This window comes from Paraburkholderia gardini (genome assembly GCF_907164545.1).
Taxonomy (GTDB): domain Bacteria; phylum Pseudomonadota; class Gammaproteobacteria; order Burkholderiales; family Burkholderiaceae; genus Paraburkholderia; species Paraburkholderia gardini.
The window spans coordinates 151,477-168,912 of record NZ_CAJQZB010000003.1; the positions used below are offsets into that span (position 1 = coordinate 151,477).

Annotated in this window: 14 protein-coding genes; 4 read left to right on the forward strand and 10 right to left on the reverse strand. The window is 62.7% G+C overall.

Annotated elements, in window-relative coordinates; all coding sequences use genetic code 11:
• Window positions 1–138: 138 nt before the first annotated feature.
• From LPA37_RS04215 to LPA37_RS04225, 3 genes are all read right to left on the reverse strand, one after another.
• Window positions 139–912 carry a slipin family protein gene (locus LPA37_RS04215; RefSeq protein WP_228981538.1) on the reverse strand — a complete coding sequence of 258 codons (774 nt, stop codon included), beginning with the start codon at window positions 910–912 and terminating at the stop codon, window positions 139–141.
• Window positions 909–2,441: an NfeD family protein gene (locus LPA37_RS04220; protein WP_407672477.1), complete on the reverse strand. Its 1,533-nt coding sequence runs from the start codon at window positions 2,439–2,441 to the stop codon at window positions 909–911. Before LPA37_RS04220 ends, LPA37_RS04215 begins: the two co-directional genes overlap by 4 nt.
• Before the next feature lie 65 nt (window positions 2,442–2,506).
• Window positions 2,507–3,538: an AraC family transcriptional regulator gene (locus LPA37_RS04225; protein WP_229011678.1), complete on the reverse strand. Its 1,032-nt coding sequence runs from the start codon at window positions 3,536–3,538 to the stop codon at window positions 2,507–2,509.
• A gap of 242 nt (window positions 3,539–3,780) precedes the next feature.
• Between LPA37_RS04225 and LPA37_RS04230 the strand changes: the two genes are divergently transcribed.
• From LPA37_RS04230 to mmsB, 4 genes are all read left to right on the forward strand, one after another.
• Window positions 3,781–4,914: an acyl-CoA dehydrogenase gene (locus LPA37_RS04230; protein WP_229011680.1), complete on the forward strand. Its 1,134-nt coding sequence runs from the start codon at window positions 3,781–3,783 to the stop codon at window positions 4,912–4,914.
• Window positions 4,915–4,964: 50 nt separating this feature from the next.
• Window positions 4,965–6,674, forward strand: a complete 1,710-nt coding sequence (locus LPA37_RS04235) for an AMP-binding protein (protein WP_229011682.1) — start codon at window positions 4,965–4,967, stop codon at window positions 6,672–6,674.
• A gap of 97 nt (window positions 6,675–6,771) precedes the next feature.
• Window positions 6,772–8,307: a CoA-acylating methylmalonate-semialdehyde dehydrogenase gene (locus tag LPA37_RS04240; protein WP_228981529.1), complete on the forward strand. Its 1,536-nt coding sequence runs from the start codon at window positions 6,772–6,774 to the stop codon at window positions 8,305–8,307.
• Window positions 8,308–8,343: 36 nt separating this feature from the next.
• Complete coding sequence (mmsB, locus tag LPA37_RS04245; protein WP_229011684.1) at window positions 8,344–9,246, forward strand: 3-hydroxyisobutyrate dehydrogenase; 903 nt, start codon at window positions 8,344–8,346, stop codon at window positions 9,244–9,246.
• A gap of 54 nt (window positions 9,247–9,300) precedes the next feature.
• Here the strand turns inward: mmsB and LPA37_RS04250 are convergent, their stop codons facing one another.
• From LPA37_RS04250 to LPA37_RS04280, 7 genes are all read right to left on the reverse strand, one after another.
• The gene (locus LPA37_RS04250) at window positions 9,301–9,498 is read right to left on the reverse strand and encodes a hypothetical protein (protein WP_229011686.1); all 198 of its coding nucleotides are present in this window, start codon (window positions 9,496–9,498) and stop codon (window positions 9,301–9,303) included.
• 203 nt (window positions 9,499–9,701) lie between these two features.
• Window positions 9,702–10,058, reverse strand: coding sequence for a BON domain-containing protein (locus tag LPA37_RS04255; RefSeq protein ID WP_229011688.1), 357 nt, complete (start codon window positions 10,056–10,058; stop codon window positions 9,702–9,704).
• 626 nt (window positions 10,059–10,684) lie between these two features.
• Window positions 10,685–12,052: an MFS transporter gene (locus LPA37_RS04260; protein ID WP_229011752.1), complete on the reverse strand. Its 1,368-nt coding sequence runs from the start codon at window positions 12,050–12,052 to the stop codon at window positions 10,685–10,687.
• 134 nt (window positions 12,053–12,186) lie between these two features.
• Entirely contained in the window at window positions 12,187–13,836 is a 1,650-nt protein-coding gene (locus tag LPA37_RS04265) for a 3-(methylthio)propionyl-CoA ligase (RefSeq protein ID WP_229011690.1), read from the reverse strand.
• Window positions 13,837–14,169: 333 nt separating this feature from the next.
• A complete protein-coding gene (locus tag LPA37_RS04270) occupies window positions 14,170–14,649 on the reverse strand; it encodes a 2,4'-dihydroxyacetophenone dioxygenase family protein (protein ID WP_228934658.1) in 480 nt (159 codons plus the stop codon).
• A 106-nt stretch (window positions 14,650–14,755) separates the two neighbouring features.
• A complete protein-coding gene (locus LPA37_RS04275; protein WP_229011692.1) occupies window positions 14,756–15,715 on the reverse strand; it encodes a TauD/TfdA dioxygenase family protein in 960 nt (319 codons plus the stop codon).
• Window positions 15,716–16,094: 379 nt separating this feature from the next.
• Window positions 16,095–17,225 (reverse strand): AraC family transcriptional regulator, encoded by a 1,131-nt coding sequence (locus LPA37_RS04280; protein WP_229011694.1) that lies wholly within the window; start codon window positions 17,223–17,225, stop codon window positions 16,095–16,097.
• Window positions 17,226–17,436: the final 211 nt, after the last annotated feature.

Sequence of the window (17,436 nt, forward strand, 5' to 3'; positions counted from 1 at the left end):
GGTAGCGGTGGCTTTTATAAGGGATAACCCTGACATTCTAGATGTGCGACCTGCGAACAGGAAGACGTCATCTGGCAATGCATTGTTGCGCGCAATGCCATGAATGCACGTCGCTCATGCCTTCAAAAACCTTGCATGTCAGGCGTTCGACGCTTTTCCCATCCGGTCGACCACGGCCGTCAGCAGGTCGATGGGCAGCGGGAAAACGATGGTCGAGTTCTTGTCGGCGGCGATGGTGGTGAGCGTCTGCAGATAACGCAGCTGCATGGCCTGCGGCTGGCGCGCGAGTATCTGCGCCGCCTCCAGCAGATGCGCGGCAGCCTGCAGTTCCCCCTGCGCGTGAATCACCTTGGCGCGTCGTTCGCGCTCGGCTTCCGCCTGACGCGCGATCGCGCGGATCATCGTTTCGTTGATATCCACATGCTTGATCTCGACGTTCGAGACCTTGATGCCCCACGCGTCGGTCTGCGCGTCAAGCACCTTCTGGATGTCGGCATTGAGCTGTTCGCGTTCGGCAAGCAGGTCGTCGAGTTCGTGCTTGCCGAGCACGGAGCGCAGCGTCGTCTGCGAAAGCTGGCTGGTGGCCTCGAAATAGCGCGCCACCTGGATCACGGCCCGCTCCGGATCGACGACGCGAAAATAGATCACCGCGTTCACCTTGACGGAGACGTTGTCGCGCGTGATGACGTCCTGCGGCGGCACATCGAACACGATCGTGCGCAGATCCATGCGCACCACCTGCTGCACGACTGGAATGATCAGTACGAGTCCCGGTCCCTTGACCTTCCAGAAGCGTCCGAGCATGAACACCACGCCGCGTTCGTACTCGCGAAAAATGCGCACCGATGACGCGATCAGCACGATGATCACCAGAAGCAGGATGCTGCTAAAGCCGAACGTGAAACCGATCATGAGTGTTCTCCCTGTGGTGATGGATGGCGCGCGAGCGGCACAACCGTCAGCAACAGGCCGCGCCGCCCGGTGACACGCACTTCGCATCCTGTGGCAAGCGGCTCTGCGCTTGTTACGCGCCAGCGCTCGCCATGCACGCGCGCCCAGGCCTGGTTCGTCGCCGAACCATCCGGCGACACGACACTGTCGTCCAGCACGATGCCGACGCTGCCCAGCATCGCTTCGCTACCCGTGACGACCGGCCGCCGCCGCGCGCGCATCGCCACGCTCGACACCGTGAAGATAAAGAGCGCACTGAAAACCGTGAGCGAGACGATGAGCGGAACCGGCACACCGTAGCCGGGCACGTCGGTGTCGATCAGCATCAACGCGCCGATCACGAACGCGATGATCCCGCCAAAGCCGAGCGTGCCGAAGGTCGGCAGGTAAACCTCGGCGATCAGGAACGCGATGCCGAGAAAGATCAACCCGAGCCCGACGAAGTTCACCGGCAGCAGTTGCAGCGCGAACAGCCCGACGAGCAGGCTGATCGCGCCCGCGACGCCCGGCAGCACGAAACCCGGATTGGCGAATTCGAAGAAAAGCCCGTATACGCCGATCATCATCAGGATCAGCGCGACGTTCGGATCGGCGATGACCGCAAGAAAGCGGCTGCGCCAGTCGGGCTCGAGCGTGACGACAGGCGCTCCATTCGTCGCGAGATGCTGGTCTCCCGCGATGGTGTTGACCGTGCGCCCGTCGAGCTGATGCAGCAGGTCGGGGACATCGCGTGCGATCAGGTCGACCACATGCTGGTCGAGCGCCTCGCGCGCCGACAGGCTGACGGCTTCGCGCACGGCACGTTCGGCCCAGACCTGGTTGCGTCCGCGCAGTTGCGCGAGTCCGCGGATATAGGCAGCCGCATCGTGTACCTGCTTGCGGATTTCGGTCGACTGCGTATCGAGCGCGCCCGGTTCGGACGCCGCGCCCGGTGACGAAGCGGCTTTCCCGCCGCCCGCTGCAGGCAACGCGCCTGGTTGCTGCGGCGCAGCGCTGCCGAGCCCGAGTTGCACCGGCGTTGCCGCGCCGAGATTGGTGCCGGGCGCCATCGCCGCGATATGGCTCGCGTACACGATATAGGTGCCGGCGCTCGCGGCCCGTGCTCCGCCTGGCGCGATAAACGCAGCGACAGGCACGGGGGAAGCCAGGATCGCCTTGATGATCTGCCGCATCGAGGTATCCAGGCCGCCGGGCGTATCGAGCTGGATGACGGCCAGTTGCGCGTGATCGTGGGCTGCCCGCGCGAGGCCGCGAACGATGAAATCCGCGCTTGCCGGGCCGATTGCACCGTTGACCGGAATCACGACGACGCTTTTTGAGGCCGGCGCCGCGAATAAAGGGGAATGTGGCAGAAGGGCCGCCAACGCCATCAGCAGTCCCGACACGGCTGCGCCGCGCAGAACGCTCAAACACTGGGCCGCAAGGCCGTCACGGGGTACATGACGGTGCGGACCAGACTGCCGGAGCAGGAGAAACGAGTACGTTCTCATCGCGGACAGCCGGCACACCTTGTCGGCAAGCGCCGGACGGAAAGGACTGGCCTGATAGCTATAGCTTAGTCCGCTTCCGCTGGCTGCGTGAGCGACGTGACGCGGTAATCGGTCGGACGCATGCCCGTCCATTTGCGAAACGCGCGGTAAAACGCGCTGGGTTCGGCAAAACCGACGCTCGCCGCGATGTCGGCGATCGCGTGGTCGGTGTCCTGCAACTCGCCGATGGCGATGTCGCGCCGCAGATCGTCCTTGATCGACTGATACGTATAGCCTTCCAGCTTCAGATGGCGGCGCATCGTCGCTTCGGCGACATGCAGGCGCAGTGCCATTTCATCGGAGCCGGGCCACGCGGACATCGGCAGCGCGCGCAGCAGCTTGCGCACGCGCACCGCCAGCGAGCCGGCATTGCGGTACTTGACGACGAAATTGCCGGGCGCATCGCGCAGAAAGGTTCTTGCCGATTTCGCGGTCTGCACGACCGGCAGATCGAGGAACGCCGGCGCGAGATCGACGAACGATGCGTCCTCTCCGAACGCCATGTCGTCGCAGAACATCAGCCGGTACTCGTGCGCAGCCGGCGGTTCCGCGCAGCGAAAACGCGCCTGAAGCAGTGGAATGCGTCGCCCGACCAGCCAGCACACGAGGCCGTAGACCAGGATGAAATACGTCGCACAGGCGAACATGGTCGGAGCAGGTGTGCCTTCGCGATGCGTGAATTCGAGCCTGACGCGCGTCGCGTCCTTCACGATCCGCACATGCAGGTCATCCAGCACGAGCCGCATGAAACCGACAGCGCGCGCAAGCGCGTGTGCGCCGGTGCGTGCGGTGAGCGCCGCATGCGTCATCGCGACGAAACTGCCGCTTTTCATCGGATGCGAGTCCTGGCCGAAGAATTCGTCGTCGAGCGCACGGGCGATACCGGCCCACAGCGCGCCATATTGCGCCGACGTCACGCGGCTTTTCGGTGAAGCCAGCACCTGTGGCGCGATGCCGGCGGCTTCGATGACAGGCCGCACGTCGAGCCCGCGCGCACGGGCGAGGGCGAGCGTTTCCTCGACGAGACTGACGGAAATGGTGCCTTTTTCGCTTTTCATCCTGACTATGGCAAATGCGCTCACCGAGATTGAGCGGGCTGAGCATCGAACCTGGGCCGTGGACTGCCTACACTTTTCTGATCAGGCGCCGCTGCGCGTACGTCGCGACGCTGCGCTGCAGCAACGCGGTGCAGCGCAGACCGATCCGTCCTGGCGCGACATCACGGGCGCGTGTGACGCAGACCGAACGTAACACGCGCGAACCCATGCGCCCCATTCGCTCACAAGGCAAGGCGGACCCCATGCACGATTTCTACACCGACGAACAACGGATGATCCGCGACGCAGCACGCGACTTCGCGACCCATAGTCTCGCACCGCATGCGGGCGAGTGGGATCGCGCCGGCGCATTGCCGCCGGAAATCGTCACGCAGATGGGCGAACTCGGTTTTCTGGGCATGATCGTGCCTGCGGAATGGGGCGGCTCCTACAGCGATTATGTGGCTTATGCGCTCGCAATAGAAGAAATCGCCGCGGGCTGCGCGTCGTGCGCGACGCTGATGAGCGTGCATAACTCCGTCGGCTGCGGCCCGGTGCTGAACTTCGGCACCGACGCGCAGAAAGACCAGTATCTGCGCGATCTGGCAACGGGAAAACGCCTCGGGGCGTTCTGTCTGACCGAGCCGCAGGCCGGTTCCGAGGCGAACAATCTGCGCGCCCGTGCCGTGTTGCGCGACGGCCAGTGGATCATCAACGGCAGCAAGCAGTTCGTGACGAACGGTTCGCGCGCCGATATCGCAATCGTATTCGCCGTCACCGATCCCGATCGCGGCAAGCGCGGTCTTTCGGCGTTTATCGTGCCGACCGCCACGCCAGGGTTCAACGTTGGCAAGCCGGAAAAGAAGCTTGGCATCCGCGCGTCGGACACCTGCCCGATTTCGTTCGACGACTGCGCCGTGCCCGAAGCAAATCTGCTCGGCCAGCCCGGCGAAGGTCTGCGCATCGCGCTGTCGAACCTGGAAGGCGGACGTATCGGTATCGCGGCGCAGGCAGTCGGCATCGCGCGCGCGGCGTTCGACGCGGCGCGTGTCTACGCGAACGAGCGCGTCCAGTTTGGCAAGGCGCTGAAGGACCATCAAACCATCGCGAACATGCTCGCCGACATGACGACACGCCTGAACGCGGCGCGCCTGCTCGTGCATCACGCGGCGCGGTTGCGCAGCGAAGGGTTGCCGTGTCTGTCGGAGGCATCGCAGGCGAAGCTGTACGCCTCCGAAATCGCTGAAGACGTGTGTTCGAAAGCGATCCAGATTCACGGCGGCTACGGTTACCTGGAAGACTACGCGGTGGAGCGCCACTATCGCGATGCCCGCATCACGCAGATTTACGAAGGAACCAGCGAGGTACAAAGAATGGTGATCGCGCGGAACGTTTGAGCGCAAAATAATCAGACATAGAGCGCGTATGCGCCAATCAGGAGACAACGATGACTGCAGCGAACAGCTTTCTGGCGGCGCGCGACCTGTTGTTTCGCCATCGCACGGATTACGACAGTGCGTATCGCGAGTTCACGTGGCCCACGCTCGGCGAGTTCAACTGGGCGCTCGACTATTTCGACACATTCGCGCGCAATAACGACCAGCCGGCACTCATGATCGTCGACGGCGCAGCGGGCGAAGGCACGCGCTACACGTATGCGCAGATGTCGGAGCGCTCGGCGCGCATGGCGAACTTCCTGCGCGGAATCGGCGTCGGGCGCGGCGATCGCCTGTTGCTGATGCTGCCGAATCGCGTCGAACTGTGGGACGTGATGCTCGCGGCAATGAAGCTCGGCGCGATCGTGCTGCCCGCGACGACCCAGCTGTCACCGGACGACGTGCGCGATCGCGTGCAGATCGGCGGCGCGCAGTACGTCGTGGTCGATAGCGGCGAGCTGGCGAAGTTCGACGCGATCGATGCCGGTGTCACGCGCATTTCAGCAGGCGCGCCGCGTGAAGGCTGGATCGATCTCGCGCGCGCCGCTCAAGCACCGTCGTCGTTCGAACCCGATGGTCCTACGCACGCGACCGACCCGATGCTGCTGTACTTCACGTCCGGCACCACGTCGAAGCCGAAGCTCGTCGAGCATACGCATCAGAGCTATCCGGTGGGCCATCTGTCGACGATGTACTGGATCGGCCTGCAACCCGGCGACGTTCACTGGAATATCAGTTCGCCTGGCTGGGCCAAGCACGCGTGGAGCTGCTTTTTCGCACCGTGGAATGCGGGTGCGTGCGTGTTCATTTTCAACACGCCGCGCTTCGAGCCGAAGGAAACCCTCAACGCGCTCGTGCGCTTTAACGTCACGACGCTGTGCGCGCCGCCGACTGTCTGGCGCATGCTCGTGCAGGAGCCGCTCGCGTCATACCCTGTCAAACTGCGCGAGATTGTCGGCGCGGGCGAGCCGCTCAATCCGGAGATCATCGAGCGCGTGCGTCATGCGTGGAACGTCACCATTCGCGATGGCTTCGGCCAGACGGAAACCACCTGCCAGATCGGCAATTCGCCGGGCCAGCCAGTCGTGGCGGGAGCGATGGGACGACCGTTGCCAGGCTACCGGATCGAACTCGTCGACGCCGACGATCAACCGGCTACCGAAGGTGAAATCGCGCTGCCGCTGGACCAGCGTCCGCTTGGCCTGATGACCGGCTACGCGAACAACGAGAAGGCCACCGTGCAGGCGATGCGCAACGGTTTCTATCACACGTCCGATGTCGCGATGCGACGCGACGACGGCTACTACGTCTATGTCGGCCGCGCGGACGACGTGTTCAAGTCGTCCGACTACCGCCTGAGCCCGTTCGAACTCGAAAGCGTGCTGATCGAACATGAGGCCATCGCCGAAGCGGCGGTTGTGCCGAGCGCCGATGCGTTGCGTCTGTCGGTACCCAAAGCATTTGTCACGGTGCGCCAGGGTTACGAAGCAGGGCCGGAACTGGCGCGTGCGGTGTTCGCGTTTTCGCGCGAAAAACTCGCACCCTACAAGCGGATTCGCCGGCTGCAGTTCAGCGAACTGCCGAAGACCATCTCCGGCAAGATCCGCCGCGTCGAGCTGCGCCGGCGCGAACTGGAGCGCGACGCGGAACCCGCGCGCCTGCCTGGCGAATACTGGGAAGAAGATTTCCCCGAGCTGCGCGAGACCGCTTCGAAGCGCTAGACGATACGTTTTACGCGTTGTACGGCCTGATTGCCGTCTTTCATTGTTTGCATTGATGTGCGGCTGCGCGAGCGGCCAAACGCAAAGGAGAATCCAGATGAGTGCACATCCATCGACCCTCGCCAGCAAGGCGTCCGGCGTGGCGACCGTCAAACTGCTGATTAACGGCGAATTCGTCGAATCGAAATCCACTGAATGGCGCGACATCGTCAATCCGGCGACGCAGGACGTGCTCGCACGCGTGCCGTTTGCCACGGTCAGCGAAGTCGACGCTGCGATCCGTGCCGCGCACGACGCGTTCAAGACGTGGAAGAACACGCCGATCGGCGCCCGCATGCGCATCATGCTGAAGTATCAGGCGCTGATTCGCGAGCATATGCCGCGCATTGCGAAGACGCTGAGCGCGGAGCAGGGCAAGACGCTTCCCGATGCGGAAGGCGATATCTTTCGCGGGCTCGAAGTCGTCGAGCATGCATGTTCGATCGGCACCCTGCAGCAGGGTGAATTCGCGGAGAACGTCGCGGGTAGCGTCGATACGTATACGCTGCGTCAACCGCTCGGCGTGTGCGTGGGCATCACGCCGTTCAACTTCCCGGCGATGATTCCGCTGTGGATGTTCCCGATGGCGATCGTCTGCGGCAATACGTTCGTGCTGAAGCCTTCGGAACAGGATCCGATGTCGACGATGGAACTCGTCGAACTCGCGATCGAAGCCGGCGTGCCGAAGGGCGTGCTGAACGTCGTGCACGGCGGCAAGGAAGTCGTCGATGCACTGTGTACGCATGAACTCGTCAAGGCGATTTCGTTCGTCGGCTCGACGGCTGTCGGTACCCACGTTTATCGCCTCGGCAGCGAACATGGCAAGCGCGTGCAGTCGATGATGGGCGCGAAGAATCATGCCGTTGTGTTGCCCGACGCGAACCGCGAACAGACCCTCAACGCGCTGGCAGGCGCGGGCTTCGGCGCGGCGGGGCAGCGCTGCATGGCGACGTCGGTGGTCGTGCTGGTCGGCGCGTCCGCGCAGTGGCTGCCGGACCTCGTCGCAAAAGCGAAGACGCTGAAGGTCAACGCAGGCAGCGAGGCAAACACGGATATCGGGCCAGTGGTCTCGCGTGCGGCGAAGGAACGCATTCTCGGGTTGATCGAGGCCGGCCTGAAGGAAGGCGCGACGCTCGCGCTGGATGGCCGCGGCATCAAGGTGCCGGGCTACGAGAAAGGTAACTTCATCGGCCCGACGATCTTCAGCGGCGTCACGACCGATATGGAAATCTACCGCACTGAAATCTTCGGACCGGTGCTGTCGGTCGTGACCGTGCCGACGCTCGATGAGGCGATCGAACTCGTCAACCGCAATCCGTTCGGCAACGGCGTGGGGCTCTTCACGCAGAGCGGCGCGGCGGCGCGTAAATTCCAGAGCGATATCGATATCGGTCAGGTCGGCATCAACATTCCGATTCCGGTGCCCGTGCCCGCGTTCAGCTTCACGGGCTCGCGCGGCTCGAAGCTCGGCGATCTCGGTCCGTACGGCAAGCAGGTCGTGCAGTTCTACACGCAGACAAAAACCGTCATCGCGCGCTGGTTCGACGACGCCACCGTGAACGACGGCGTCAACACGACGATCAGCCTGCGCTAGGCCGCGATCCTGAATGCACGCAACGGAGACAGCACCATGAAAATCGGTTTCATCGGACTCGGCAACATGGGCGCGCCGATGGCGCTCAATCTGCTGAAGGCAGGCCATACCGTCAACGTGTTCGACCTGAACGCGCAGGCGGTACAGTCGCTCGTCGACGCAGGCGCGAAAGCGGCGGACTCGGCGAAAGCGGCCGTGAGCGGCGTCGAATGTGTCGTCACGATGCTGCCGGCCGCGGCCCACGTGCGCAGCGTGCTCACCGCCGAAGACGGTGTGCTCGCGGGCATCCCGAAAGGCGTGACGATCATCGATTCGAGCACGATCGATCCCGCGACCGTCAAGGCATGCGCCGAAATCGCCGCGAAACACGGCAATACATTCGTCGATGCGCCGGTGTCGGGCGGAACCGGCGGCGCGGCGGCGGGCACGCTGACGTTCATGGTGGGTGGCAGCGTCGCGTCGTACGAGCACGTGAAATCCGTGCTTTCCGCTATGGGCAAGAACATCGTGCATTGCGGCGATACTGGTACGGGGCAGGTCGCGAAGATCTGCAACAACCTCGTGCTCGGCATCACGATGGCCGGCGTCGCGGAAGCGATGTCGCTCGGCGAGGCGCTTGGCATCGATCCGAAGGTGCTGGGGGGCATCATCAATACGTCGACGGGGCGCTGCTGGAGTTCGGACACCTATAACCCGTTTCCGGGCCTGATCGAAACGGCACCTTCATCGCGCGGCTATACCGGCGGCTTCGGCACCGATCTGATGCTGAAGGATCTGGGCCTTGCCACCGACGCCGCGAAGTTCGCCCGCCAGCCCGTCTATCTCGGCGCGCTCGCGCAGCAGCTGTATCAGACAGTGAGCACGCAGGGCGCGGGCCGGCTGGACTTCTCCGCGGTGATCAAGCTGTATCGCAAGGACAAGGGCGGGGATGCCGGGTGATCGTCGGCCGGCTGGTCCGGGCGTTACCGCGTTGCGCGAGACATCCCGGACCGGCTACCGGCTCGCCTGCACGCCGGCGTCTTCCAGAACCACCGGCGAAACCTGCTCATCGACGGCCTTCACGCGGCTGATCCACGCGAGGGCCAGCAGCACGAGCGCGACAGCGGCCCAGCCGTTCGTGCCGTAGCCGTCGATATGACCCGTGGGCGTGATCGACAGCATCAGGCTGCCCAGCCACGCGTCGCAATACATTGATCTGCTGACGGTGGGAGAACCAGGGATCCGGGCAGCACCTTTCCGTCCGCAAATTCACACTCGCATCGCAATACGGGTGACCGCAGACTATCAAGGTTGCTGAAACACTTCGCATCCAGCCTCGAACTGCTTCAAGGCGCGGTCAGCAGCCTGCTCGATCCCACCGTCAGGGTTTGATCGAAACTATGCCTCACGAAGTGTTACTGTCCCTTTTCTTTAACTGTCAGCGCATTTTTCACGGACGTCACGCCAGGCACAGTCTTTGCGATTTCGGTCGCCTTGTCGATATGACTGGCGTCAGTGACGAATCCCGCGAGGGTCACTGCGCCGCCTTTTGCAATGATGTTGATTCCGGGAGTGGCGACACCGCCCTTCGAGAGGGCGTGAAGCACTTTTTTGCTTAGTGCGCGATTCGCCTGTCGGGTGGCTTTAGCACTTCCCTCTGCTGCCGGCGCTGTCGATGTAGCGGCTGATTCGCTGGTCTGGGGCCACGCATTGATCGATGCGATCACGATTAATGCGCCGCTAGCAAACTTGAGTGTGTTGATGACCTTCATTTTTCGCTCCAGTTGTCAAAAGCCACGATAAATCCAGCAGGGATCGCGGGTCTGGCACGACAGGCCGTAAGGCGCGGTGGTGCGCGGATGGCTTGCTATCGCCTTGCCCGTATGAACGGACCTCGACAGCGGTCCAGGTTACATCAGCGCGGGGCGCAGGCAGGCTACGCCTGTAGTACCAGTCTGGTCCCATTTTTCTCGCGAAACTATGCGACCTTGGTCCGATAGACATGATAGAAATGGGCAGGCATGGGTCTACCATGGGTCTACCATCAGGCAGCGAGGAATTCCCGGAGGATCGGGGTTAGCGCGCAAGGGGCCAATTCCTGGATTCGCCAGGCCCAATGGTCAGTTTTTTGAAGGCAAGCCGCGCGAGCGGATTACCTCCCCGGTATCAACCGTGTCGTCCTGGTAAACGTCGCCTGTCCGGCGGGGTACGTCACAGCCCGACTGGCGTTCCCGGTCATTTGTTGCCGCTTGCCCATCCCACAACTCTGTCATTCGAACGGCCGGTCCACTGCGAAACCTGCCGGGTGCCCTTTGGAAGTATCCCGGCCTTTATGGACGCCCGGATCGCCAGCTACGTGCGGACGCACTTGACACGCTGGGCGCCGGACGTGACGTGGTTAGACCGACGCATCCAGGTGCGGAGCCGCGATGCGCAGCGTGCTGACCAGGGCCGCGGCAGCCGCGAACGCGGCGGCGACATAGAGCGCGATCGTCGGTCCGTGCCCGGGTGCGACGCCGAAGATCAGCGCGACGAGCGCCGCCCCGAGCGTCTGCCCGGTCAGCCTCGCCATGCCGAGCATGCCGCCTGCACCGCCGCTGCGCCTGCGCGGCGCCGACGACATGATTGCGTGGTTGTTCGGCGCCTGGAACAGGCCAAAGCCGGCACCGCATAGCGCCATGCGCCAGACGATGTCAACCGTGCCCGGGTGCGCGCCGATCGTCGCAAGCGACAGCAGTCCGGCCGCTAGCAGCGCGAGCCCGATGCCGCCGAGCACGCCGGCCGAGTAGCGGTCGGACAGCGCGCCGGCGAGCGGCGCGGCGATCACGATCACGAGTGGCCAGGGCGTTATGTAGAGGCCTGTCTGCACCTGCGAGAAGCCTAGCGAATTCTGGAGCCAGAACGGTAGTGCGACGAACGCGAGCATCTGCGAGGTGAACGACGCGATCGACGTGCAGATCGACAGCGCGAAGACCGGGATGCGCATCAGGTCGACGGGCAGGAGCGGTGCCGGCTGCGATAGCTGTCGTTTCACGAAGAAATAGCCGACGATGCACGCCAGCGTCAATTCCGCAACGATGAACGCACCGCGCTCGCCGTAGCCGAGCCCGTCCGCGGCCATGATCAGCAGCCCGAACACACAGGCATTCATCAGCGCGCTCCTGGCATCGTACGGCGCGTCGTGCAGCGGATTGGCGGGCAGCGCGCGCAGGCCGCCGAGCACCGCGGCGATGCCGATCGGCACGTTGATCGCGAAAAGCCACGGCCATGATGCGACCGACAGCACTGCGGACGCGATCGTTGGCCCGATCGCCGCCGACAGTGCGACCACCATCGCATTGACCGACACGCCGCGTCCAAGCATCGACGACGGATAGATTGTCCGCACGAGCGCCGCGATGACGCTCATCATGCCCGATGCGCCGAGCCCCTGGATCACGCGCATTGCCGCGAGCGTCGGCAGCGAACTCGCGAGTGCGCAGCCGAGCGACGCGACAGTGAACACCACGAGGCCGGCAATGTAGATGCGCCGGTAGCCGACGCGATCGCCAAGCGACGCGAGCGGCAGCAGCGTGATCGTGATGGCGATCTGATAGGCGTTGACGATCCAGATCGACGCGGCGTCGGATGCATGCAGGTCGCGCGCGATGGTCGGCAACGCGACGTTGGCGATCGCGCCGTCGAGCACGGCGAGCAGGGTGCCCAGCGAGATGAAGACGACCGCCCAGAAGCGCTGCGGAAGCGGCAGGCCCATATCGGCATGCAAGAGGGGGACCGTGCCAATCTGGGGCTGTAACTCGGCCATGGGGCTTCCTTGTGGTGATGGTGCGGCAGGTCGAATCGCGTGCTTACGTTTCCCCCGTCGGCCTCATCGACACGACCGGATCGATTCCACCACGCTCAGTTCGCAACTCTCGTCATCAGATGATCGCCAAACTGCTCCCGCAGACGGTTTTTCTGGATCTTGCCTGTAGCGCCCAACGGGATCGCGTCGACGAAGACCACATCATCAGGCGTCCACCATTTGGCGATCTTGCCTTCATAAAAAGCGAGCAGTTCTTCCCGCGTCAAATCCGCTTGCGGCTTCCTGACGACGATCAGCAACGGACGCTCGTCCCACTTCGCGTGTTTCGCGGCAATGCATGCTGCCTGGGAGACTGCCGGGTGCGCCATCGCGATATTCTCGAGATCGATGGAGCCAATCCACTCGCCCCCGGACTTGATGACGTCCTTGCTGCGATCGGTGATCTGCATGAAGCCATCGGCATCGATGGTCGCGACGTCGCCGGTCGGGAACCATTCCTGCCCTTCGTGATCGAGCTGCAGCGGACTGTCCCCCTCGCTCCTGAAGTAGTCGCGCACCACCCATGGCCCACGCACCAGCAGGTCACCGGAAGTCGCGACGTCCCAGGGCAACTCCATGCCGTCCGCGCCAACGATTTTCATGTCGACGCCAAACACTGCGCGACCCTGTTTGGATTGCACGGCATAACGCTCTTCCATGGACATCTCAACGTGCCTGGCCTTCAGGGTGCCGACGGTTCCGATAGGGCTCATTTCGGTCATTCCCCAGACGTGCAATACCGCCACGCCGTATGTTTCCTGGAACTTGCGCAGCATGACCGGGGTGCAGGCCGCGCCACCAATGATGGTGCGTCTCATGCTCGAGAATGCCTGGCCTGTTTCCTCGAGATGGCCAAGCAGGCCTTGCCAGACAGTCGGAACCCCTGCGGAGACCGTAACCTGCTCGGCTTCGAGCAGTTCATACAGCGATTTGCCGTCCAGCGCCGGCCCGGGGAGTACGAGTTTGGCGCCGACCATGCACGCGATGTACGGAAGTCCCCACGCATTGACATGAAACATCGGCACAACGGGCAGGATCACGTCGCGTGCCGAACAGTTCAGCGAATCAGGCAGCGCCGCCGCATAGGTATGCAGCATCGAAGAGCGATGGCTGTACAGAGCGCCTTTCGGGTTGCCTGTCGTGCCAGAGGTGTAGCAGAGCGTACTGGCGGCGTTTTCGTCGAAACGCGGCCACGCGTAATCGGGCGAAGACGCCTCGATCAGGTCTTCGTAGCACAGCAGATTGTCAATGCCGGCGTCCTTCGGCATGTTTGTACGGTCGGTCATGGCGATGAACGCCTTGACCGTCTTGCAGCGGCCAGCGACCGCCTTGATCAGCGGCAGGAAAGTCAGGTCGAAGAAGATGTACTGGTCTTCGGCGTGATTCGCGATGTAAGCGACCTGGTCTTCATGCAGACGAGGATTGATGGTATGCAGAATGGCACCCATGCCGGAGACGCCGTAGTACAACTCGAGGTGCCGGTAGCCGTTCCACGCCAGCGTGCCGATCCGGTCGGCGGGATTGACACCGAGGCTGGTCAACGCATTGGCCATCTGGCGCGCGCGACGGTGGCAGTCGCGGAAAGTGTAGCGATGGATATCGCCTTCCACTCGCCGGGACACGATCTCCGTGTCGCCATGATGCCGGTCGGCATGCACGATGAGTGAGGAGATCAACAACTGCTTTTGCATCATCAAGCCGTTCATGGCGTCGTTCCCTTCTAATGTCTGTGATCGTGGAGCGGGGACATGGCTGTACCCCTCTGCCAGGTTCCGCCTCAGGGCCGCGAACCGGGACCACGTGTCTCCCCTCTACTGGGTTTTTGCAATCAGATAACGGCTCTCGCGACCGGAGAGATCGCGATGCGGCATGGACTGTGCGCTTGTCGCGCACAGCCATCTTCCCGGCGCCTGTGACCTGCGATAACCCGGCCTGGTGCCGCAGTCCTGATGTGACCGGACTGTCTGGTGCGTCTTGCGGGCGACGCACTGAGTGTCATGAGGACCCCGCGGATATCGGGAATCCTCATGAATTTCAGATCAATTGAATGCCGTGAGATCTTTCGGCTTGATGTCATGCTGCTCGCAGTAAGCAAGATAGCGCTGCAGCGAGGTCTTCCAGTTTTCCATCGCGATGATGTTGTCGTTCTCGTCGAGGAAAATCAGATCGCCGATCATCTGAATAAACGTGACCATGTAGCCGTCTCCGCTTCCGGTGGTGACGACTTCAGGCGTGTGGGTCGACGCGGCGGTCTCGTACACGACGTCGCCGGGTCCGGCGATCCAGTCGTGCTCCTTGTATTTCCACTTGCCTTCGATCGTGTAGACGAGAACCGTGCCGGTGTGGTGGTGTCTGGGCAGTTGCATGTCCATCGGTGCCTTCATCATCACGATGATTTCACCGCGGATCGGGTCAAGCTTGAAGTACTTCAGCAGGACGTTGTCCGCATAGGGCGTAAACGGTACCCACGGCAGCGAATCGCCATCGATGAGCGAGGTGTCGACTTGTTCGTGAAGCATTTCTGTCTCCATTTTGTAGTGGGGGTCAAACCTGGTAAGCGTACCGGGGCTGCCCGTCTGTCCCTGATGGGCGGGTGCCCTGGATACGCCGGATGAAACTGTCGCCTTAGACCAGCGGGGCGCCCGTGAGCGTGGCGCGCAGCATCTTTCGTGGCTCGTTGCCGTAGTCCGACACGGCGTAGTGCTGAACCAGCAGGTTGTCCCACATGGCAACCGTGTTGGTTCTCCACTTCAGACGGACCTGGTATTCCGGAATCGCTGCCTGGGAAATCAGATAGTTCATCAGATGATTAGCTTCCGGCATGAAGTCCTGGCCGCATCGGACATCCTTGAAGGTGTAGAAATTCGAGAAATGGGTCGTGAACGCCGTATTGACGAACAACACCTTTTCACCCGTCTCGGGATGGGTGAGCACGACCGGATGCTCGGCGGCGGGGTTCTTCGCGGCCATCGTGTGACGTTCTTCGATCGGCATCTGGGCGAAAAAGGCGTGCTCGGCATCGTGCTTGGCGTACAGGCCATCGATTCGTTGCTTGATGGCCTCGGGCAGCTTTTCATAGGCCATCACCATGTTGGACCATATGGTGTCGCCGCCGGTCTCCGGACACAGTTCGCAGCGCAACACCGCGCCGCGCGGCGGTGCCTTCTTGAAGGTGACATCGGTATGCCAGAGGTTTTCACGGCTGATCTTTTCGACCATGTTCTGCTTGTTGGTCTCGAGATTGCGGTACAGCATCAGCAACTTGTCCGCCTCCGGATGGCTAGGCGCAACGGGATGGGCTTCCAGTTCGGCGAATTGCGCAGCGAAATTCTGTTGCTCCATCGGCGTGATGTCCTGATCGCGGAAGAACAGGACCTTGTGCTTCAGCCACAGCGCCCGGATTTCGGCGATAGCCTCAGGATCCTGCGCGGCGTCAGCCAGGCTGATGTTGCTGAGTTCGGCGCCGATGGCGGGCGTGCAGATCTCCACCTTGATCGAATGCTGGCGCACAGATGGCCGGACAATGGCCGGTGCCACGGGCGCGGCGTGTGAAGAAGTGTTTTGGGGTACGGCGGTTGCTGTCATTGATGTCTCCAATCTGTACTCGTGCGGCGGCGAGCCATGTGTGCGTCCGGCAGATGTAGCTGGCCCCTGTCAGAACGGCAGGGGCATCGTTTCATCGGTGCCACGGAACTCATAATAGGCAGTGCGGCGGCGATGCTATTGATTCAGCGCGACAATTTCCTTGCAAATTGGGACACCAGGCCAGGGCGTGGCTAAAAAGCGGCTAGCAACACCGCTCGGGTGCTTCCGGGCGGCGATGCACGTAGTCGGGTCATCGCGGGGTCGGGCGGGATCAGTAACGTCAGGAACGTGCGGAGTGCGGCAGGTTCAGGCAGTGAGTGTGGCAGGCGCGAATGATGGAGGGACGCGTGGGCCGACTCCGAACCTGTTTTCCTGCTTCCTACCTGGGCGAGATGGGCCCGGCTGCCGCCGTGCTTTGCCGGGAATGGGCGGCCCACTGCGAGGGTGTCTTGCCAAATCGACCGCGGAACCAGCGCGAGAAGTCACCGGCATGGGAAAACCCGAGGAGCTCCGCGACGTCGTACAACTTGCGTTTGCTGTTGGCCAGATACTCCTCGGCGAGTTCAGCCCGTACTGCATTGATGATCGTTGTGACACTCTCGCCCTCGGCCGCCAGGTGCCGGTTAAGCGTGCGTCGATGCATGCCAAGATGCTGGGCGACCTGATCGACCGAACACAGTCCGCCTGGCAGCAGCATCCTGACGACCTGGCGCGCCCGCTGCGCCGGCCCGTCGCGCAGGCTGGCCAACTGCATGTCCAGCCATCGTTTCATCTCGCAATTCAGCGCCGGGTCTGCCGCAGGGATGGGCATGTCCAGGTCGCGACTGGGGCAAACGATGGCATCGCATTCCTGTGAAAACTCGATCGCTGTTCCCAGCACGCGGCGGTGCACTTCAAGGCTGGCGGGCCGCGCGTGGGTGAAACTGATCTTTATCGGCCGGAAAGTATCGCCACTCAATGCCCTGAACACCCGCAATACGATGCCGGTCGACATTTCGATCGTCTGACGACAGACGCCATGCCCCCCCTGCATATTCGCGCCGACCTGCAGCAGCGCGACGTCGCCTGGCTCGTCAAGCCGCAATTGCACGCCGGCGTTGTGCAGACGCATATAGCGGGCGAAAAATTGCGCTGCTGCGCGCAGCGTTGGCTCTTCCCGGACAGCCAGCGCCAGCATCCCCAGATTGGCCAGGCTTCTCGTTTCCGCGAGCAACAAACCAAAGGCCTCCTGACCGGACAGGCGCGCCGACTCCTCCAGCAGCCATCCCACCGAATCGACACTGATCATCAGATTCGGATCGTCGAAGACGGTGGCCGGCAGTCTCGCCATTCGCAGCATACGCAACGGATCGAGCCCCACCGAACGGGCGACGTGTTCATAGTCGGTAAGGCTCGCACTGCGCGCCAGGGTATGCCCGGGCTGTCCCGATTTCACGAGGTGATCCAGGGCGGCATCAGCCAGGCTGATATTGCTGATTTCGGCGCCGATGGCGGGCGTGCAGATCCGCACCTTGATCGAATGCTGGCCGCACGATGGCCGGTGACGCGAATGTGGCTTGTGAAGTCGCGTCCTGGGTTGCCGCGGTTGTTGTCATTGACGTCTCCAATCTGTGCTTGTGCGGCGGCGAACCATGTGTGTGTCCGGCAGATGTAGCTGGCCTATGTCAGCACGGCAGGGGCATCGTGCCATCGGTGCCACGGAGTCATAATAGGCAGTGCGG